The organism is Pseudomonas sp. S35, from assembly GCF_009866765.1.
In the GTDB taxonomy this organism is placed as follows: Bacteria; Pseudomonadota; Gammaproteobacteria; order Pseudomonadales; family Pseudomonadaceae; genus Aquipseudomonas.
On sequence record NZ_CP019431.1, the window covers coordinates 622,358 to 643,064 of the forward strand.

The 20,707-nt window shown below is 59.6% G+C and carries 13 protein-coding genes and 2 tRNA genes; 10 read left to right on the forward strand and 5 right to left on the reverse strand.

Annotation, left to right across the window (positions count from 1 at the left end; translation table 11 throughout):
• The first annotated feature begins 32 nt into the window (after positions 1-32).
• Together PspS35_RS02640 and PspS35_RS02645 are read left to right on the forward strand one after the other, a co-directional pair.
• The gene (locus PspS35_RS02640) at positions 33-1,322 is read left to right on the forward strand and encodes an adenylosuccinate synthase (protein WP_159932665.1); all 1,290 of its coding nucleotides are present in this window, start codon (positions 33-35) and stop codon (positions 1,320-1,322) included.
• 139 nt (positions 1,323-1,461) lie between these two features.
• Positions 1,462-3,396, forward strand: a complete 1,935-nt coding sequence (locus PspS35_RS02645) for a methyl-accepting chemotaxis protein (RefSeq protein ID WP_159932666.1) — start codon at positions 1,462-1,464, stop codon at positions 3,394-3,396.
• 98 nt (positions 3,397-3,494) lie between these two features.
• Here PspS35_RS02645 and PspS35_RS02650 read toward each other — a convergent pair whose 3' ends face one another.
• From PspS35_RS02650 to PspS35_RS02665, 4 genes are all read right to left on the reverse strand, one after another.
• Positions 3,495-5,048, reverse strand: coding sequence for an iron ABC transporter permease (locus PspS35_RS02650; protein ID WP_159932667.1), 1,554 nt, complete (start codon positions 5,046-5,048; stop codon positions 3,495-3,497).
• Positions 5,048-6,073: an iron ABC transporter substrate-binding protein gene (locus PspS35_RS02655; protein WP_159932668.1), complete on the reverse strand. Its 1,026-nt coding sequence runs from the start codon at positions 6,071-6,073 to the stop codon at positions 5,048-5,050. The genes PspS35_RS02650 and PspS35_RS02655 overlap by 1 nt, the downstream gene beginning before the upstream one ends.
• A 145-nt stretch (positions 6,074-6,218) precedes the next feature.
• Positions 6,219-6,305: transfer RNA gene (locus PspS35_RS02660), tRNA-Leu, on the reverse strand.
• A gap of 155 nt (positions 6,306-6,460) precedes the next feature.
• Positions 6,461-6,547, reverse strand: a tRNA-Leu gene (locus PspS35_RS02665).
• Positions 6,548-6,771: 224 nt separating this feature from the next.
• On the opposite strand from PspS35_RS02665, the gene rnr reads away from it, so the two are divergent.
• The 7 genes from rnr (at position 6,772) to dnaB (ending at position 14,050) form a co-directional block, all read left to right on the forward strand.
• The gene (gene rnr, locus PspS35_RS02670; RefSeq protein WP_159932669.1) at positions 6,772-9,405 is read left to right on the forward strand and encodes a ribonuclease R; all 2,634 of its coding nucleotides are present in this window, start codon (positions 6,772-6,774) and stop codon (positions 9,403-9,405) included.
• On the forward strand, positions 9,402-10,157 hold the full coding sequence (rlmB, locus tag PspS35_RS02675) for a 23S rRNA (guanosine(2251)-2'-O)-methyltransferase RlmB (RefSeq protein WP_057724256.1): 756 nt from the start codon (positions 9,402-9,404) through the stop codon (positions 10,155-10,157). The genes rnr and rlmB overlap by 4 nt, the downstream gene beginning before the upstream one ends.
• A gap of 310 nt (positions 10,158-10,467) precedes the next feature.
• Positions 10,468-10,890 (forward strand): 30S ribosomal protein S6, encoded by a 423-nt coding sequence (gene rpsF / locus PspS35_RS02680; RefSeq protein WP_003171371.1) that lies wholly within the window; start codon positions 10,468-10,470, stop codon positions 10,888-10,890.
• 29 nt (positions 10,891-10,919) lie between these two features.
• Entirely contained in the window at positions 10,920-11,150 is a 231-nt protein-coding gene (rpsR, locus tag PspS35_RS02685; RefSeq protein WP_003171373.1) for a 30S ribosomal protein S18, read from the forward strand.
• 36 nt (positions 11,151-11,186) lie between these two features.
• Positions 11,187-12,080, forward strand: coding sequence for a hypothetical protein (locus PspS35_RS02690; protein ID WP_159932670.1), 894 nt, complete (start codon positions 11,187-11,189; stop codon positions 12,078-12,080).
• A gap of 18 nt (positions 12,081-12,098) precedes the next feature.
• Positions 12,099-12,545: a 50S ribosomal protein L9 gene (gene rplI / locus PspS35_RS02695; protein ID WP_003171376.1), complete on the forward strand. Its 447-nt coding sequence runs from the start codon at positions 12,099-12,101 to the stop codon at positions 12,543-12,545.
• A 110-nt stretch (positions 12,546-12,655) separates the two neighbouring features.
• On the forward strand, positions 12,656-14,050 hold the full coding sequence (gene dnaB / locus PspS35_RS02700; RefSeq protein WP_064450415.1) for a replicative DNA helicase: 1,395 nt from the start codon (positions 12,656-12,658) through the stop codon (positions 14,048-14,050).
• A gap of 3 nt (positions 14,051-14,053) precedes the next feature.
• Here the strand turns inward: dnaB and PspS35_RS02705 are convergent, their stop codons facing one another.
• Positions 14,054-18,037, reverse strand: coding sequence for a DUF6543 domain-containing protein (locus PspS35_RS02705; RefSeq protein ID WP_238785971.1), 3,984 nt, complete (start codon positions 18,035-18,037; stop codon positions 14,054-14,056).
• A 215-nt stretch (positions 18,038-18,252) separates the two neighbouring features.
• Between PspS35_RS02705 and PspS35_RS02710 the strand changes: the two genes are divergently transcribed.
• On the forward strand, positions 18,253-20,556 hold the full coding sequence (locus PspS35_RS02710) for a YgiQ family radical SAM protein (protein WP_159932672.1): 2,304 nt from the start codon (positions 18,253-18,255) through the stop codon (positions 20,554-20,556).
• Positions 20,557-20,707: the final 151 nt, after the last annotated feature.

The following is a 20,707-nucleotide window of genomic DNA, read 5'->3' on the forward strand; positions in this document are numbered from 1 at the left end:
GCACCAAGTTTGCGCGAATGAGGACAAGTGTTATGGGTAAGAATGTCGTAGTCCTGGGCACCCAATGGGGTGATGAGGGCAAAGGCAAGATCGTTGATCTGCTGACCGAACATGCTGCCGCCGTAGTGCGCTACCAAGGTGGCCACAACGCTGGCCACACCCTGGTCATCGATGGCGAAAAAACCGTCTTGCACCTGATCCCGTCGGGCGTGCTGCGCGAAGGCGTGCAGTGCCTGATCGGCAACGGCGTGGTGGTTGCACCGGATGCCCTGCTGCGCGAGATCATCAAGCTGGAAGAGAAAGGCGTACCGGTGCGCGAGCGCCTGCGTATCAGCCCGTCCTGCCCGCTGATCCTGTCTTTCCACGTTGCGCTGGACCAGGCCCGTGAAAAGGCCCGTGGCGAGCTGAAGATCGGTACGACCGGTCGCGGTATCGGCCCAGCCTACGAAGACAAGGTTGCACGTCGTGGCCTGCGTGTGGGCGACCTGCTCAACATGCCGCGCTTTGAAGACAAGCTGCGTGAGTTGGTGGACTACCACAACTTCATGCTGGTCGGTTACTACAAAGAACCTGCCATCGAGTTCGAAAAGACCCTGGCCGAGTGCAAGGAATACGCCGAGCTGCTCAAGCCGCTGATGCTGGACGTGACTGCCGAGCTGCACGACCTGCGTCGCGCTGGCAAGGACATCATGTTCGAAGGCGCCCAGGGTTCGTTGCTGGATATCGACCACGGTACCTACCCGTACGTGACCAGCTCCAACACCACCGCTGGTGGCGTTGCGACAGGTTCCGGCGTTGGCCCGATGTTCCTGGACTACATCCTGGGCATCACCAAGGCTTACACCACACGTGTAGGTTCGGGGCCGTTCCCGACTGAGCTGTTCGACGAAGTCGGTGCACACCTGGCCAAACAAGGTCACGAGTTCGGTGCAACTACCGGCCGTGCTCGCCGTTGCGGCTGGTTCGACGCGGTTATCTTGCGTCGCGCTATTGATGTGAACAGCATCTCGGGCATCTGCTTCACCAAGCTGGATGTACTCGACGGTCTGGAAACCATTAACATCTGCGTCGGCTACAAAGATGCAGACGGTAATGACGTTGCCCCAACTGACGCTGACAGCTACGTAGGCCTGCAGCCTGTGTACGAAGAAGTACCGGGCTGGACCGAGTCGACCGTGGGCGCCAAGACCCTGGAAGAACTGCCGGCCAACGCCCGTGCCTACATCAAGCGCGTTGAAACGCTGATCGGCGCACCGATCGACATTATTTCGACGGGCCCGGACCGCAACGAAACCATCGTTTTGCGTCATCCGTTCGCTTAATAAGCTGTTGATGTAAATAGAAAAGGGCTCCTTCGGGAGTCCTTTTTCGTGTCTGCCGTCGGCGCGGCACGACCCTTGCTTCGGTTCTCTCTTTCGCGGTGCTATCAAATTAATGGCACCCGTGGTGGAGGGATTCTTGATGTCTGCCGTTCTTTCGTTGTTACAAAGCCGTCTGTTGCGGCCGGTGTTCGTTACCTTGGGTATCGCCCTTTTGGTGCAAGTGCTGGTGGCGGTCGCGCTAACCCGGAGCACCGTTACTGCGCTGGAAGCGGACTTGGGCAGTCGCCTGGGTATCGATAGCCAAAAGCTGTCGGGTGAGTTGGCCCAAGCCGGCAAGGAAGTCACGTCCAGCCTGGACAGCTTGTCCGCCAGTACTCGCCAGCGTCTGACGGCGGGGCTTTCCACGCGCCTACAGGAAGAGCAGCAGCAGCTGCGTGCGACCCTGGAAAAAGACCTGAAAGACTCCGCTAACGACATGGCCCAACTGCTGGCCTCTGTGGCGCCCCGCGCCATGTGGGACAGCGATGTGCCAACGTTGTCAGAGTTTGCCCGGCGCGCCCAGCGCAATCCCAACGTGCTGTTTGTGGTCTACGACGACGCGGCAGGTGAGCACTTGACCCGTTACCTGAACCGCGAAAACCCGATCAACAAGGCGCTGCTGGAAAAAGGCCAGGGCGATCGTGCCTTGGACAAAGTATTGAATGCGGCGAAGAACGATCCGTCGGTGTTCTATGTCGAGGCCTCCATCAGTCCCAATGGCGTAGAGATCGGCAAGGTGCTCATGGGCGTATCGACCGCTTCGGTCGAAGCTGACCTGCAAGCACTCGACAAGCGTTTTGCCGCATTGATCGCCAGCGGTGATCAACTGGTCGGCGACAGCCTCAAAGGTGCCGCCGCTGACAGTGCCGCGGCCATGGGCGCTCGCCTGCAGTCGGCGCAAGCCACTGCGACCCAGATGACGGCTAACACCACCGGCGCCGTGCAGGAGGCCGCGGGCACTCTGCGCTGGCGCATCGGCATGGGGCTGGCGGTGGTCGGTTTCGGTGTATTGCTGCTGATCGCCGTTGTGCTCGGCCGTCGTGTGGTCAATCGCCTGAAGCTGTTGATTGCGGCGATGGATGACCTGGCGGCGGGCGAGGGCGACCTCACCAAGCGTGTGCAGATCAGCAGCAAGGATGAAATCGGCGACATGGCCTCGGCGGTCAATCGCTTTGTGGATAAGTTGCAGCCCATCGTGCGCGAAGCCGGCGATGTGGCCCAGCGTACTGGCGTAGAAATCGGCGCCATGACCTTGCGCAATGCCGGTGCCGATGCGGCCGCCGGCCTTCAGCGCGACGAAGTGGCCGAGAGCTTGCGTGCGCTGTCGCAAATGGCTGACGAGGCCCAGGCTGAAAGCCACGCCATGCAGGCGGCGTTGCAGCAGGTGGTGGATATTCGCCAGGCCACGGATGAGAACTCACGGACATCGGCTGAAGTCGGCAGCTTGATCGAGGCGTTGGCAGGTCAAGTCCAGGCCGGTTCCCAGGTGATCGAGCGCCTGGCTCAACAAAGCGAACAGATTGAGGTGGTGCTGACGGTGATCCATGGGATCGCCGAGCAGACCAACCTACTGGCGCTTAACGCGGCCATCGAGGCAGCGCGTGCCGGCGAGACCGGGCGCGGTTTTGCGGTGGTCGCGGACGAAGTGCGCGCACTGGCCAGTAAAACCCAAAGCTCTACCGGTGATATCCAGGCGCATATCGTGGCGTTGCAGCAGGGCGCGCGCGAGGCGGTTGAGACCATCGGCAAGGCGGGGCGCCAGGCCAATGAGGGCTTGCTGGTGTTGCGTGACAGCGTACGCTTGCAGCAGACGGTGCAGGCTTCGGTTGAGCAGGTGCATGCCGCGATTGGTTTGGCGACCCGTGCGGCCGAGCATCAAGCCCAGGGCGCGCATGCGGTGCGGGGGCGGGTTGAAGTGATCCACGCCCAGGCCGAGCGTGCGGCGCAGGCGGTGGTGGAGACGACCGCCAGTGGCAAGGTGCTGGATGGGTTGGCGGCGCAGTTGAAGGCGAGCTTGGGGCAGTTCCGGGCCTAGTGTTGTCTGTTCGAGCCTCATCAGGGGCAAGCCCCCTCCCACATTTTGATCTGTGAATACAGTCCAGTGTGGGAGGGGGCTTGCCCCCGATGGCGGTCTCAGCGGCTCAAGTACATCCGGGTTGTTAACAGATAAACCGGCAACCCCGACACCAGAATCAACAACGCCGCATAAGGCGCCGCCGCCGCAAACTCAACATTCGAGGTGTGCGACCACACGGCGGTGGCCAAGGTGTTCAGCCCGGTCGGGCTGAGCAGCAAGGTCGCCGTCAATTCCTTCATTGCATCCAGGAACACCAGTGCAAACGCCGCACCCAATGCAGGGAAGATGATCGGCAAGGTCACCCGGCAAAACGCGCTGAACGAGGATGCGCCCAGGGTGCGTGCGGCTTCTTCCAGTTGCGGTGCCGCCTTGTTCAGCGCGGTGCGAATCGGCGCCTGGGCCAACGGCAAAAACAGCAACGCATAGGCGATCAGTAACAGCGCCGACGTCTGGTATAGCGCCGGCACGTAATGCAAGGCGAAATACACCAGCGTCAGTGCAATCACCAGGCCGGGCAGGGCGTGCAGCAGATACGGCAGGCGCTCGGCCCAGATCGCCAGTTGGCCTTTATGGCGCACCACCAGCAGCCCGACCGGCACCGCCAGTACCAGGCACAGCGCCGCACCGCCGAGTGACAGTGCCAGTGAGGAAAGCAGCGCCTCGCTGATCTCGGCCACCGGAAATGCCGCCGACGAACCGACCGCCAGCCAATAACCCAGCATCCCAAGGGGTATGCCGCTGCCAATGATTGCCAGCGCCAGGCAATACACCTGGCCCAATGGCGCCCATTTTCCCAGCTTGACCTGCTCGGCATGCCGCGCAGCGCCCTGGCCTATGCGTACGTGTCGGCCTTTACCGCGCACCCGCAGTTCCAGCCACAGTAGCGTTAGGCACATCGCTAGCAGCACCGCCGACAGCATCGCGGCATTGGCATTGCTGAATTCCAGTTCGAATTGCTGATAGATCGCGGTGGTGAAGGTTTGCAGGCCGATGATCGACAGAGCGCCGAACTCCACCAGCATATGCAGTGCAATCAACAGCGCTCCGGCCAGCAGCGATGGCCAAAGCAAGGGCAGCGTGATACGCCAGAATACGCCCCAGCGGTTCAGCCCCAGCGTGCGTGCCGACTCTTCCAGGGAGGGGTCAAGGTTGCGCAGTGTCGCGGCCACCGGCAAAAACACCAGCGGGTATTTGGACAGGCTCATCACCAGGATCGCCCCGCCCAGCCCTTCGAAATTGGCGCTCAACGACACCCAGGTAAAGCTGCTGACAAACGCCGGCACCGCAAACGGCAGGCACAGGATCACGCCCCAGAGGCGTCGACCCGGCAGGTTGCTGCGCTCCAGCAGCCAGGCCAGCGACAGGCCAATTACGGCGCACGTCACTGTGACGCCCGCCATCAGCGCCAGGGTGTTGCGCAGCAGTGCGAACACATAAGGCCGCCACAGCAGATGCACCGCCTGCGCCCAGCCGGCCTGCCATGCCTTGAGTCCGACATACGCCAATGGCAGCAGGCTCAAGCCGACCAAAAACAGCACGGGCAGCAGCAGCCAGATCGATGGGCGTTTGCGGCGGGGGCTGAACCGCGCAGCAGAGAGCGATGGGCTCATCAGTTCAAGCCAACGTCACGTTCCAGTTCCAGGGCTTCTTCGGCGTTGCCAAGGTCTGCAGGCGTGACTTTCGGCGGTTGCAGCTCGCTGAACGGCTTGAGGCCGCGGTTGGACTCCATCCCCTTGCGCAGCGGGTATTCTGCCGAGGTGTTGGTGATCACGCGCTGGCCTTCTTCGCTCGCCATGAACGCCAGCAATTGCTGGGCTTCCTTGGGGTGCTTGCTGGATTTCAATGCGGCTGCGGAGGACACGGTGATCAGGCCGCCGGCATCGCCGTCGGTGAAATAGTGCAGTTGGGAGTCCAGGTTGGTTTTTTCTTTCTTCAGTGCGAACCAGTAGTAGTTGTTCACCAGCACAGTGGCCACTTCGCCGTTTTCCACAGCCTTGAGGGCGACCATGTTGTTGCTGTACACCTTGCCGAAGGCGCGCAGGCCGGTGAGCCATTCTTCAGCCGCTTCACGGCCGTGCAGCTTGATGATCGCTACGGCCTGTTCCTGGAATGCGCCGCTGGTGGGCACGAAGCCGACTTTGCCCTGCCATTCGGGGCCAGCAAAATCCAGTACCGACTTGGGCAGGTCTTTCTCGGCAATCAGTTTCGGGTTGAACGCGACCACGCGAGTGCGTGCGGTCACACCCATCCAGTCGCCGTTGCGGCCGACGTAATCCTTGGGCAGTACGTCCAGGGTGCCGGCGTCGATCTTGGCCAGCAGGCCTTGCTCGCCCAGTTTGTTCAAAGGTGGGGATTCTTCGGTGTAGATCACGTCGGCGGGGGAGCGGTCGCCTTCTTCGACGACCTGACTGGCCAGTTGGTTGCTGCTGCCTTTGCGCACGTTGACGTGAATGCCGGTCTTGGCTTCGAAGGCCTTGGCGAGTTCATCGCCGACTTCTTTGTGCTGGCCGTTGTACAGGGTCAGGGAAACCTTGTCGGCGGAGTAGGCGGCGGGCGAGAGCAGGGCCAGGCCGAGCAGAGTGATGGTCAGGCCACGCAGAAGGGATGTCTTGGGACGGGTATCGCGGATCATCATCCGGGGTTTTCCTCACTTGAGATGCAACAAATCATTGCAAGGATAAACGATAAAGTTTCTCAGGTGCGGCGAAGGAGCAAATTGCCGATAGGGTTTTTAAACCCCGGAAACGAAAAAACCCGCTTTCGCGGGTTTGATCTGAATTTGGTGCCCAGGAGAAGACTCGAACTTCCACGACCTTGCGATCACCAGCACCTGAAGCTGGCGTGTCTACCAATTTCACCACCTGGGCATTATCAATGCAACGTTGCCGCTGTTGATGGAACGAACTATACGGAGGGCTTTTTGATCTGTAAACCCCTGATTCAAAAAAATAAATCGAGATTCACGTTAAAAATCAAAGGCCTGAAACGAAAAAAACCCGCTTTCGCGGGTTTGATCTGAATTTGGTGCCCAGGAGAAGACTCGAACTTCCACGACCTTGCGATCACCAGCACCTGAAGCTGGCGTGTCTACCAATTTCACCACCTGGGCAGCATCAACAACGTTGCCGTCGTCGATGGCGCGCACTATACGGAGCAGATTTTCAGCTGTAAACCCCTGCCATCAAAAAAGCCTGGAAAATTTCGCCAATGGTCGTGCAAGGTGCGCGGCGAGGGCCATAAAGGGCTTTTAAACGCTTGTTGATGCCTGAAATTTCCCGTTTCAATACGCGTATGCCAAACTAACCCGCATATAGACAAGGTGAAAACTCTCTAATGGCCGATTGGCAGTCCCTCGATCCCGAGGCCGCTCGTGAAGCGGAAAAATATGAAAACCCTATTCCTAGCCGCGAACTGATCCTGGCGCACCTCGCCGATCGGGGTTCGCCTGCTAGCCGCGAGCAGTTGGTTGAAGAGTTCGGTCTGACCACCGAAGACCAGCTCGAAGCCCTGCGCCGCCGTTTGCGTGCCATGGAGCGCGACGCTCAACTGATCTACACCCGCCGCGGTACCTATGCGCCGGTAGACAAGCTTGACCTGATCCTGGGTCGCATTGCGGGCCACCGTGATGGCTTCGGCTTCCTGATCCCGGACGACGGCAGCGATGACCTGTTCATGAGCCCAGCGCAAATGCGCCTGGTGTTCGATGGCGACCGTGCATTGGCGCGCGTTTCCGGCCTGGACCGTCGCGGTCGTCGTGAGGGCGTGATCGTCGAAGTGGTCTCCCGTGCCCACGAGTCCATCGTCGGCCGTTACTTCGAGGAAGGCGGTATCGGCTTTGTTGTGCCGGATAACCCGAAGGTCCAGCAGGAAGTGCTGATCACCCCAGGCCGCAATGGCGCCGCCAAGGTCGGCCAGTTCGTCGAGGTGAAAATCACCCACTGGCCGACTGCGCGCTTCCAGCCACAAGGCGATATCGTTGAAGTGGTCGGCAACTACATGGCGCCGGGCATGGAAATCGACGTTGCGCTGCGCACCTACGATATCCCTCACGTCTGGCCTGAGGCTGTGCTCAAAGAAGCCGCCAAGCTCAAGCCGGAAGTCGAAGAAAAAGACAAAGAAAAACGCATCGACCTGCGCCATCTACCGTTCGTCACCATCGACGGCGAAGATGCCCGCGACTTCGACGATGCGGTCTATTGCGAAGCCAAGCCTGGCAAGCTGCGCCTGTTCTCCGGCGGCTGGAAGTTGTTCGTCGCGATTGCCGACGTGTCCAGCTACGTGAAGATCGGTTCGGCCCTGGATAACGAAGCCCAGGTGCGCGGCAACTCCGTGTACTTCCCTGAGCGCGTGATCCCGATGCTGCCTGAGCAGTTGTCCAACGGCCTGTGCTCCTTGAACCCGAAAGTCGACCGTTTGGCCATGGTGTGCGAGATGACCATCTCGAAAACCGGTGAAATGACCGACTACCAGTTCTACGAAGCGGTGATTCACTCCCAGGCGCGCCTGACCTATAACAAGGTCAGCACCATCCTGGAAACGCCGAAGACCAGCGAAGCCAAGGCCCTGCGTACCGAGTACGCCGGCGTCGTGCCGCACCTCAAGCAGCTCTACTCGCTGTACAAGGTATTGCTGGGTGCACGTCACGTACGTGGCGCGATCGATTTTGAAACCCAGGAAACCCGGATTGTCTTCGGTTCCGAGCGTAAGATCGCCGCAATCACCCCGACCACACGTAACGATGCACACAAGCTGATCGAGGAATGCATGCTGGCGGCCAACGTGGCCACTGCCGAATTCCTGAAGAAGCATGAAATCCCTGCGTTGTACCGCGTGCACGACGGTCCACCGCCGGAGCGCCTGGAAAAACTGCGCGCCTTCCTCGGCGAGCTCGGCCTGTCCCTGCACAAAGGCAAGGACGGCCCGACGCCGAAGGACTACCAGGCTCTGCTGGCCAGCATCAAGGACCGTCCGGATTACCACGTGATCCAGACCGTCATGCTGCGCTCCCTGAGCCAGGCGGTGTACAGCGCTGATAACCAGGGTCACTTCGGCCTGAATTACGAGGCGTACACCCACTTCACCTCGCCGATTCGTCGTTACCCGGATTTGCTCACGCACCGGGCGATCCGCAGCGTGATCCATTCCAAGCAAAACACCCCGCACGTCAAGCGCGCCGGTGCCATGACTATTCCGAAGGCACGGATCTATCCGTACGACGAAGCGGCCCTGGAACAGTTGGGCGAGCAGTGCTCCATGAGCGAGCGCCGCGCCGACGAAGCCACCCGCGACGTGGTGAACTGGCTCAAGTGCGAGTTCATGAAAGATCGCGTAGGCGAGACGTTCCCGGGTGTGATCACCGCCGTGACCGGCTTTGGCCTGTTCGTCGAGCTGACCGATATCTACGTCGAAGGCCTGGTGCATGTCACTGCCTTGCCGGGTGACTACTACCACTTCGATCCTGTGCATCACCGCCTGGCGGGCGAGCGCACCGGTCGCAGTTTCCGTCTGGGCGATACCGTGGAGGTGCAGGTCATGCGCGTCGACCTCGACGAGCGCAAGATCGACTTCGGCATGCCAGACAAGCCAGCCGAGCCGGCGGGACGTAAAAAACGTGGCAGCGAAACCGCTGCACCGGCTACCAAAGGCAAAGGGGCTTCTGCGAAAGCAGCGGTCGCCGAGCCTGCGCCGGCCAAGGCGGGTCGTCGTTCTTCGACCAAGGAAAAGGCCCCTGAGGCCTATCGCCCAAGCGACGCAGCGGCGAAAAACGCCGAGTTGCGCAAGAGCCGCGAGTTGAAGCAGCAGTTGCTCAACGAAGCCAAAAGCGGTGGTAAAGCGGCGTCTGGGGGAAAGTCCCACGGGGCGGAAAAGCCGTCGAGCAAGCCAAGTAAACACCGTAAAGGCCCGCCTAAAGCGGGTTCGGCCCCCGCGAAAAGCGGCGGGTCGCGCAAACCTAAGGCCAAGTCATGAGTCTGGAAAAAATCTACGGCGTCCACGCCGTAGAAGCATTGCTGCGTCACCACCCTAAACGCGTCAAGCAAGTGTGGCTGGCGGAAGGTCGCAGCGAGCCGCGCGTGCAAGCGCTGGTGGAGCTGGCTACCCAAAACAAGGTTGCCATCGGCCAGGCCGAGCGTCGTGAAATGGACGTGTGGGTCGAAGGCGTTCACCAGGGCGTGGTGGCGGACGTAAGCCCAAGCCAGGTCTGGGGCGAAGCCATGCTCGACGAGCTGCTCGACCGTACCGAAGGCGCGCCATTGCTGCTGGTGCTGGACGGCGTGACCGACCCGCACAACCTCGGCGCCTGCCTGCGTTCGGCGGATGCGGCCGGTGCGCTGGCGGTGATCGTGCCTAAAGACAAATCGGCCACCCTGACGCCAGTCGTGCGCAAGGTTGCCTGCGGTGCGGCGGAAGTGATTCCGCTGGTGGCCGTGACCAACCTGGCGCGCACCCTAGAGAAGCTCCAGCAGCGCGGCCTGTGGATCGTGGGCACGGCAGGCGAGGCTGAGGTCAGCATTTATGACCAAGACCTCACGGGCCCGACCATCTTGATCATGGGTGCTGAAGGCAAGGGTATGCGTCGTTTGACCCGTGAGCATTGCGACTACCTGGTACACCTGCCGATGGCCGGTAGCGTCAGCAGCCTCAATGTGTCGGTCGCCACCGGCGTGTGCCTGTTCGAAGCCCGACGTCAGCGTGGGGCCAAGGCCAAGGCCAAGAAGTAATTCTGAGTCTGGCATAGATGCAAAATGTGGGAGGGGGCTTGCCCCCGATAGCGGTAGGTCGGTTACAGATGATGTGGCTGGCCGGCCGCAATCGGGGGCAAGCCCCCTCCCACATTTGCTTTGTGGTGTTTGGGAGGTTGTTCAAATAATCACCAATCACCTTGCGCCCGTTCTTCCCCTTCTCTACAATTGCGCCCCTTGCCCACCTGGCAGGCACGCATGTGCCTCCCCTGCGGCAAGATCCATAAGTGTCATTCACTCCTTGTCTGACCGTTTTTGAGCGGCAGGCTACAACCCGTAAGGAGCATTCATGCGTCATTACGAAATCATCTTTTTGGTCCACCCGGATCAAAGCGAGCAAGTCGGCGGCATGGTTGAGCGTTACACCAAGCTGATCGAAGAAGACGGCGGCAAAATCCACCGTCTGGAAGATTGGGGCCGTCGTCAACTGGCCTACGCAATCAACAATGTTCACAAGGCTCACTACGTGATGCTGAACGTTGAGTGCACTGGCAAGGCCCTGGCCGAGCTGGAAGACAACTTCCGCTACAACGATGCAGTGATCCGTAACCTGGTCATCCGTCGCGAAGAAGCCGTTACCGGCCAATCCGAGATGCTCAAGGCTGAAGAAAACCGCAGTGAGCGCCGTGAGCGTCGCGACCGTCCTGAGCACGAAGGCGCTGATAGCGCTGATAGTGATGACAGCGACAGCAGCGATAACGCTGACGAGTAATCCACGGACCTTATTAAGGAGCCTATCAAATGGCACGTTTCTTCCGTCGTCGTAAGTTTTGCCGCTTCACCGCTGAAGAAGTGAAGGAGATCGATTACAAAGATCTCAACACTCTGAAAGCCTACGTATCCGAGACCGGCAAAATCGTTCCAAGCCGTATCACCGGTACCAAAGCACGTTATCAGCGTCAGCTGGCCACCGCTATCAAGCGCGCCCGCTTCCTGGCCCTGCTGGCCTACACCGACAGCCACGGCCGCTGAGACCGGGCAGTCGACAAGTAGTAAGGGATTGAATGCATGCGCGCCTTAGCTGAGTTCATCATGCGCGGTCGTGTGCAGGCCACTCTGGTAGTGGCTGGCTGTGCGGCATTGCCGCTGCTTTATTGGTTGGGTGCTGCCGCGGGTTGCCTTGTGCTGCTGCGGCGCGGTTTGAAGGACGCTCTTGGCGTTCTTGCCCTGGGTTTGTTGCCGGCCTTGATCTGGTGGCTGCAAATGGGTGATCCACGGGTACTTCTGGTACTGCTGGGGTCATCGAGCCTTGCGTTGGTTTTACGCGCAAGCGAGTCCTGGGTCCGCACGCTGCTGGTCAGCGTGGCATTGGGGTTGGTGTACTCAGTGATGCTTGGCGCGGCTTTCCGCCCGCAAATCGAGGCGCTGGCGCAGGAGATCGTCAAGATCCTGCCCCTGGCCCTCGGGGATCTCTACCAGCAATTGTCGGTAGATGAGCGAGCGCGGTTTGCGTCACTGATTGCCCCGGTCCTGACTGGCCTGATTGCGGCTTTGTTGCAGGTCGTCAGCGTGCTGAGCCTGATTCTTGGGCGTTATTGGCAGGCGTTGTTGTACAACCCGGGTGGTTTTGGTCGCGAGTTTCGCAGTATCAGAATCCCCGCGGGACCAGCGATGTTGCTGCTGGCGTGCATGGTTGTCGGACCGAACTTCGGTCCACAGATGGCCTTGCTGGCGCCGATTTGCAGCGTACCGCTGGTGTTTTCCGGGCTGGCCCTGATTCATGGGCTTGTTGCGCGCAAGCGCCTGGCCAAGTTCTGGCTGGTGGGGTTGTACGTCACGCTGTTGCTGTTCATGCAGCTGATCTATCCGTTACTCGTGGTTTTGGCCATTGTCGACGGCCTGATTGATTTTCGCGGTCGTCTGGCGTCGAAAGACGCTGATAACGCGAACGGTGAAGGTTAAAAGTTAGAGGATTTTCACATGCAACTGATCCTTCTGGAAAAAGTCGCCAACCTGGGCAACCTGGGCGACAAAGTGAACGTTAAGGCCGGTTACGGTCGTAACTACCTGCTGCCATACGGCAAAGCCACCGCTGCAACCGCTGCCAACCTGGCTGCGTTTGAAGAGCGTCGTGCTGAGCTGGAAAAAGCAGCAGCAGACAAAAAAGCTTCGGCCGAAACTCGCGCTGCCCAACTGGCTGAGCTGGAAGTGACTATCACTGCCACCGCCGGTGACGAAGGCAAGCTGTTCGGTTCGATCGGCACCCACGACATCGCTGATGCACTGACCGCCTCCGGCGTTGAAGTGCAGAAGAGCGAAGTTCGTCTGCCGAACGGCACCATCCGCAACGTAGGCGAATTCGACGTAGCCGTGCACCTGCACGCCGAAGTTGAAGCCACCGTACGCGTTGTCGTGGTAGCAGCTTAAGCAGCACCTAACGGGTTGGCACCTCGCGTGCCAGCCGGTTAACATCGGGCACGATCCTGTTTACAGGTCGTGCCTTTTGTTTTTTTACGATCCCCGAATTCCAAGTGGCCATGAACGATATCTCCGCTCCTGAGCAATACGATCTGCAAACCGCTGCCCTGAAGGTGCCGCCGCATTCCATCGAGGCCGAACAGGCCGTGCTCGGTGGTTTGATGCTGGACAACAACGCCTGGGAACGCGTGCTGGATCAAGTCTCGGATGGTGATTTCTACCGTCATGACCACCGCCTGATCTTCCGCGCTATCGCCAAGCTGGCCGACCAGAACTCACCGATCGACGTGGTGACCCTGGCCGAACAGTTGGACAAGGAAGGCCAGACCTCTCAAGTGGGCGGCCTGGGTTACCTGGGCGAGTTGGCGAAAAACACGCCATCGGTCGCCAACATCAAGGCCTATGCGCAGATCGTCCGTGCGCGGGCCACGTTGCGCCAGTTGATCGGCATCGCCACCGAGATCGCCGACAGCGCCTTCAACCCGGAAGGCCGCACCGCTGAAGAGATTCTCGACGAGGCCGAACGGCAGATCTTCCAGATCGCCGAGGCCCGACCAAAAACCGGTGGCCCGGTCAGCGTCAACGACCTGCTGACCAAGGCCATCGACCGTATCGATACCCTGTTCAACACCGACAACGCCATCACCGGCCTGTCCACCGGCTACACCGACCTGGATGGCATGACCAGCGGCCTGCAGCCGTCTGACCTGATCATCGTCGCCGGCCGTCCGTCCATGGGTAAAACCACTTTCGCCATGAACCTGGTGGAAAACGCGGTGTTGCGCAGCGACAAAGCGGTACTGGTCTACTCCCTGGAGATGCCAGGTGAATCGCTGATCATGCGTATGTTGTCGTCGCTGGGGCGCATCGACCAGACCAAAGTGCGTGCTGGCCGCCTGGAAGACGACGATTGGCCACGCTTGACCTCGGCGGTCAACCTGCTCAACGACCGCAAGCTGTTTATCGATGACACGGCGGGCATCAGCCCGTCGGAAATGCGCGCGCGTACCCGACGCTTGGTGCGTGAACACGGCGATATCGCGCTGATCATGATCGACTACCTGCAACTCATGCAGATCCCAGGCTCCAGCGGTGATAGCCGTACCAACGAGATTTCCGAGATTTCCCGCTCGTTGAAAGCCCTGGCCAAGGAGTTCAACTGCCCGGTGGTTGCCCTCTCGCAGCTCAACCGTTCCCTGGAGCAACGGCCGAACAAGCGCCCGATCAACTCCGACTTGCGGGAATCCGGAGCGATCGAGCAGGATGCCGACGTGATCATGTTCGTTTACCGCGACGAGGTGTATCACCCGGAAACCGAGCATAAAGGCATCGCTGAAATCATTATCGGTAAGCAGCGTAACGGCCCGATCGGTACCACGCGCCTGGCGTTTATCGGCAAGTACACCCGCTTCGAAAACCTGGCGCCGGGCAGTTACAACTTTGACGATGAGTAATCATTATCGGCTTGGCTGCCTGGGAAATAGTTTTTTGATGACGGTTTCGCTGTATCTGTAGTTCCAGCGCAACTCGGTACCGGCAGACATGTCCTCGCTGGCAAACAGGCCGATGAGTATCATTTGCTCGGGCGGGTTGTTGGCGACTTGAGCTTCGATCTCAAAGAGTGCCGCTTCGGTGTTGTAGCCTGTTATAGCCTGTCGGACCGGGACGCCGGCGTCATACTCAAAAAGGGTATTTATCCTCGACAGTGCGTTGTCTCCTGACAGCACCGGTTGCGTGTGCAGCGCGTGAGTGGAGGTTGGCCTGACGTTTCTGATGGGCATCAGGTAGGGGTCTTGACGTGCGTTTGCAACGTAGAAAGGCAGTGTCTCGCCGCCATAGACGCCTAGGGCTTCGCCTTTTTTCAAGGCTCGCCGGGTGATGACGGTGCTCTGGCCAATCATGGCTGCCTCCTCCGGGAACTGTTGATGGGCGGCGGTGAAAGGGATGACCTCCAGTTTTTCTTCATAAAGGCGTGCAACCTGTTCATAGCCTTCCCATTGGATGTAAGGCCGAATCAGCGCGCTTCTGAATACCGTTTCAGAGGTTAATGATTTGGCTTGTGCCTGTATGCGTCGGATTCGGAGGGGCTGGCCAAACTCGTCCCGTAGCGGGTATCGACCATTGTTGGCTCGGTCGTAGATGCGCAGATAGTTCCGGCTGTGCTGATAGCCCCGTTCACTGCGCATGGAATCGAGCTCTTGGGCGGTGTATTGGATCTTTATGGTTCCCTCTTCTGCAGACTCGTAGTCGCTGGAAGAGTGCGCAGACTCAAACTCGTCACTGGACTCCATCCCTCGCGGTGAGGATACCGGCGAGTCTTTTCCTCCCAGCAAAGCATCCTTGATGGGGTCGACCTCCCAGCCACCATCGGGTTTTCTGCGCAGGTAGGGTTGATAGGCCCTGAAGCGACTGCGTGCGTCAATCAGGCGCCAGCCCAGAGCGTCGGACTTGGCTGGGTAATACTTTTGGTTGTCCTGAACGTAGTATCGAAAGCTGCCGTCCGGACGTGGCGTGGAGATGTAAGTGCCGTCATCGCGCAGTGTCAGCCCCGTGGGTCGGTGAATTTCGGCGAACAGCGGGTCCAGAGGCTGCCCGGCTGCGTTGGACAGTTTCGCCGTGACTGGCGGGGCTCGCAGCGGTAACGGTACGTTGCGCATCTTGGACACGCAGGTGTTCAGGATTGCCTGCCTCAGGGTGGTCGCGCCTGTTTGTTCCAGGATGGCACTGCGCTCAGGTACGGTAAGCGTACGTTCCAGTGCGCCCGGAAGGTCAGTGGTGCCTGGGGTGCCTTCAAGTTTGTACTGTTCGCCCTGACGGATGAGCACGTGTCGAGTACGGGCGTTCTTTGGGCCGAGACTGGCGAGTAAGGGGCCATCGGCAGTGCCGTCATACACCTCGATTCTGCGCTGCGCAGGCCAGCCGGGTATCTGCTCAAGGGCATACAGGGTCAGGGGGATGCTATGTCGATCACCGACGGACTCCAGTAAAACCCCTTCTTGAGCGCGATTTGCCTGTATCGCACTGCGGTACTGGTCGGCTTCCCATTTCAGTAATGGTGTCATGTCGTTTTTTTGTTGCAGGCTTTGCTGGTCTTGGGGGCTGAGCGTCGCCTCTAGCTCCTCCAGATGGTGTTTGGACAGCTCCGGCATGAGGGTGCGCAGGTTTTGCTCGGTAGGCGTGATGGCTTTTTCGCCTGGCGCGTTGAGCACAGAGAACAGCCACTGTTTTTTCTGTGACGCCTGATCTTCCAGGCGCATGGCGAGGTTTTCAGTTTTGGTGAAGTCCTCGATAAATGACGTGGGCAATAGATTGTTGAATACCGCCTGCGGCAGTTGTTCCTCCACCACGTGCAGCAGTTCGCCCTGCCTGAATCGTGCTTCGCTGACTTTTATTTCGACGGGGCCCGTCCCGGCGCGTATCACCTCGTTGTTCTGCTCGCCGACAACTTTCAGCGTATGCGTGGTTGGCCATTCCGGCAGTTTGCTGAGTAGATGGAATTGAATGAACGGCGAATAGGGCGTGACCGAAATGCCTTCGGCACGCTCCAGGTTGAAGTCGTTGATTTCCTGTTCCAGGTTGAAGTGTTTGAGGGTGTCGCGCAGTAAGGGCGGCGGGCGCACCATGTCCTGGTGGAGTTGGCGCAACGTGGGGGTGTCCACGCCGCCAAGGAGCATGAGGGATTCGACGGCCGGCTCGGTGAGTGTGGCGGCATCAGGTCCTAGGCGTTTGATCAGCTTGAGATTGTCCCAATCTGTCGATGTTTCGTGCGCATGCCGCCAGCCGCCCACTTCATTGCTCAGCAAGGGCGGGGCATAGGCGTGTGGGTCGGTGGGGTGTGAGAGCTCCCAGTGCTTGTCATCGGAGGCGCGCTTGATGGCGTGAGTATGTTCATCGAACTTCAGGTACTGCTGTTGCTCGTGTTGATATTTGCCTTGTTTATCGGCGCGCACATAGTCGGCAAGCACCTTGGGGTGGCGGTAGGGCTTCAGGTCCGGGTTCCACAGGCGCCATCCCTTGTTGCGTACCCGCACCTTTATCAGGCCACCGGTAAAGCTGGCGGCCTTGACCGCACCCGCGGTTGCCGCGGCCATGGCTACTGTGTCTACCACATCCAATAAGTCGTTCAGGGCCTGTTCGCTGTCGCCGCGACTCCAGGCTGCGAAACCGTCATATACGGTACTGATGATCTGACCGGCAGCGATCACCAGCATCACCTCTCCCACAATGGGAATGAATGACGCGGCAAAGAACAGTACCGATTTGCCCAGGTCGATATAGCTCTGAAGGCGCTTTTGTCGACTTGCAAGGTCAGCATCGGCGGTGGGTATCGCCAGGGTGCGTGCATCATCTTTGATCTGGGTGATTCGATGCCGGGCGATGGAGTGGAACAGGTCGCCTCTGATGGGGGTGAGGCTGATTGATGCTTCCAGCTGGGTAGGGTCGCTTCTTCCAGCCGTTATCAACTCGTGGCGTCCGACCTGGGCTGGGATCACCTTTAGTAGGTTGCCCTGATGCTGCAAGGGCACAAGGCGGTTGAAGAAAGTATGGTAATCCTGGTCTAGCAGGCGTTCGGCCAAGCGTTGCTCAAGGTCTTGCATGGCCGCATGGTAACGAAAGGGGGCATTGGGGTCTTCGGGGGTGTACAGGATGAACGGTCTGCCGAGGGTGGAGGCCTCGATCACCACGACATTGGGCAGCACTACGTTATTGAAAGTCAGATGACAGTACCGTATATCCAGATGAGAGCCCGAGTGCATCAGGCTTTCCAGTTGCAGGTGCTCCTTGGGCGTCAACTTTCCCTGCATGTACTCCATGTGCAGTGCGACCCCAAAGGCATGCTGCGCTTGAGAACGAAACAAACCGAGTACTTGACTGGCGGAGCGGGCGGGTTTGGAACAGGGCGCTGGCTCAAGGACGCTTTTGATGTGTTCGAGGTATTGTCCACCCAGATCCAGCTCGCGGCATGATTGCGCGAATGATTGCGCCGAAATTATGGTTTTGACCTCACCACCTTGGACGACGTTATAGATGGCGGTGCCTGGCTCCATTCCCCCAGCTTCTGCTTCCGAGGCTTCAAAGTTTTGCAGGGCCGCTTCCAGCAGGGTCTGACGCGTAGTTTTGGCGTGGGTGTTGATCAAACCCAGCAAATGATGATTTTTCCATTCGCGCACCAGGATGGCGTTTTCATCCTCAATCAAGCCAAAAAACCAGGATTTGAGGCGCTCACGCAGCAGCGGTCGGGCAAAGGCTTCGGGGCTTTGCAACTCATCGAGCAGTTCTTTGAGGTCGTGCCTGGCTTGGTTGCTATTGATCAGGCTGCTGCGAAACGCCTTGAATACAGCGGTGGGAGCCTGGCTCAACCAGGTGGGCAGTTGGGTTTTGATAAAGTCCTGATGAGCAGTCAGGGGCAAGGTTGGCGGTTGTGACAAGGGTGTATTCATTGATCGGGTCATCTGGGGTGTGGTTGATCTATCCCAGGCTACCCATGATTTCTTCGGCTATTCGTTAGCGTGATAGCCCCTTTTGATTGGCAAAAGGGGCTGGCCCCCCAGCCAGCAATGCCGCGCGTTAAAAGCCGACCATTGCCGTCGGAATTGGTCAAAATTTGTGCTATATTCCGCGCCCGCGATTTTTCATCTCAACACCGGTCACCGTCATGCAAACAGCCAAGCCGTTATTTGACTATCCCAAGTACTGGGCCGAATGTTTCGGTCCTGCGCCATTCCTGCCCATGAGCAGGGAGGAGATGGATCAGCTTGGCTGGGATTCATGCGACATCATCATCGTCACCGGTGATGCCTATGTTGACCATCCGTCGTTCGGCATGGCGATCATTGGCCGGCTGCTGGAGTCCCAGGGCTTTCGCGTCGGGATCATTGCGCAGCCGAACTGGCAGTCCAAAGACGACTTCATGAAGCTCGGCGAGCCGAACCTGTTCTTCGGCGTCGCGGCCGGCAACATGGACTCGATGATCAACCGCTACACCGCTGACAAGAAAATCCGTTCCGACGACGCCTACACCCCTGGCGGCATGGCCGGCAAACGCCCGGACCGTGCGAGCCTGGTGTACAGCCAGCGGTGCAAGGAAGCCTACAAGAACGTGCCGATCGTACTCGGCGGCATCGAAGCCTCCCTGCGCCGTATCGCCCACTACGACTACTGGCAGGACCGCGTGCGCAACTCGATCCTGATCGACGCCACCGCCGATATCCTGTTGTACGGCAACGCCGAGCGGGCCATCGTCGAAGTCGCCCAGCGCCTGTCGTGGGGCCACAAGATCGAAGACATTACCGATGTGCGCGGCACCGCGTTCATCCGTCGCGACACGCCCGCCGGCTGGTATGAAGTGGACTCCACGCGCATCGACCGTCCGGGCAAGATCGACAAGATCATCAACCCGTACGTCAACACCCAGGACACCCAGGCCTGCGCCATCGAGCAGGAAAAAGGCCCGGTGGACGATCCGGAAGAGGCCAAGGTCGTACAGATCCTGGCCAGCCCGCGCATGACCCGTGACAAGACGGTCATTCGTCTGCCGTCCGTGGAAAAAGTCCGTGGCGATTCGGTTCTCTACGCCCACGCCAACCGCGTGTTGCACCTGGAAACCAACCCAGGCAACGCCCGCGCTCTGGTACAGAAACACGGCGAAGTGGACGTGTGGTTCAACCCGCCGCCCATCCCGATGACCACCGAAGAAATGGACTACGTGTTCGGCATGCCTTACGCCCGTGTGCCGCACCCGGCGTACGGCAAGGAAAAGATCCCGGCCTACGACATGATCCGTTTCTCGGTGAACATCATGCGTGGCTGCTTCGGCGGCTGCACCTTCTGCTCGATCACTGAGCACGAAGGCCGCATCATCCAGAACCGTTCCGAAGAGTCGATCATTCGCGAGATCGAAGAGATCCGCGACAAGGTGCCAGGCTTCACCGGCGTGATTTCTGACCTCGGCGGTCCGACCGCGAACATGTACCGCATCGCCTGCAAAAGCCCGGAAATCGAATCCGCGTGCCGCAAGCCGTCGTGCGTGTTCCCTGGTATCTGCCCGAACCTGAACACCGACCACTCGTCGTTGATCCAGCTGTACCGCAGCGCCCGTGCATTGCCGGGTGTGAAGAAGATCCTGATCGCCTCGGGCCTGCGCTACGACCTCGCGGTCGAGTCGCCGGAATACGTCAAAGAACTGGTCACTCACCACGTTGGTGGCTACCTGAAGATCGCCCCGGAACACACCGAGGAAGGTCCGCTCAACCAGATGATGAAACCGGGCATCGGCAGCTATGACAAGTTCAAGCGCATGTTCGAGAAGTACACCAAGGAAGCGGGCAAGGAGCAGTACCTGATCCCGTACTTCATCGCCGCCCACCCCGGCACCACCGATGAAGACATGATGAACCTGGCCCTGTGGCTCAAGGGTAATGGCTTTCGTGCCGACCAGGTGCAGGCGTTCTACCCGTCGCCGATGGCCACCGCCACCGCGATGTACCACTCGGGCAAGAACCCGCTGCGCAAGGTGACGTACAAGAGCGACGCGGTGACCATCGTCAAGAGCGAAGACCAGCGCCGCCTGCACAAGGCGTTCCTGCGTTATCACGATCCGAAAGGCTGGCCGATGTTGCGTGAAGCGCTGACCCGCATGGGGCGCGCCGACCTGATCGGTTCGGGCAAGGACCAACTGATCCCGCTGCACCAGCCGAGCACCGACAGCTACCAGAGCGCCCGTCGCAAGAACTCGACGCCGGCTGGCAGCCACAAGGTCGCCAAGGAAACCACCACCAAGATCCTCACCCAACACACTGGCCTGCCGCCGCGTGGCAGCGACGGCAGCAACCCGTGGGACAAGCGCGAACAAGCCAAGGCCGCGGCCCAGGCACGTAACAAGCAGGCAGCCAAAGAGCGCACCGATGCGGCGAAGGGCAAGGGCGGCAAGCCTGCGCGTAAGCCGGTTGTGCCGCGTTGATCGCAGCCTGACTATGTAAAACGCCAGCGTGATGCTGGCGTTTTGCTTTCTAGCGGGTGGGTGGTCTGTTTGTTAAGGTGGCGGCCATTAGATCGCTATCGGGGGCTTGCCGCCGATAGCGTCAGTCCAGTCAACACCCCTTCAAGGAAGA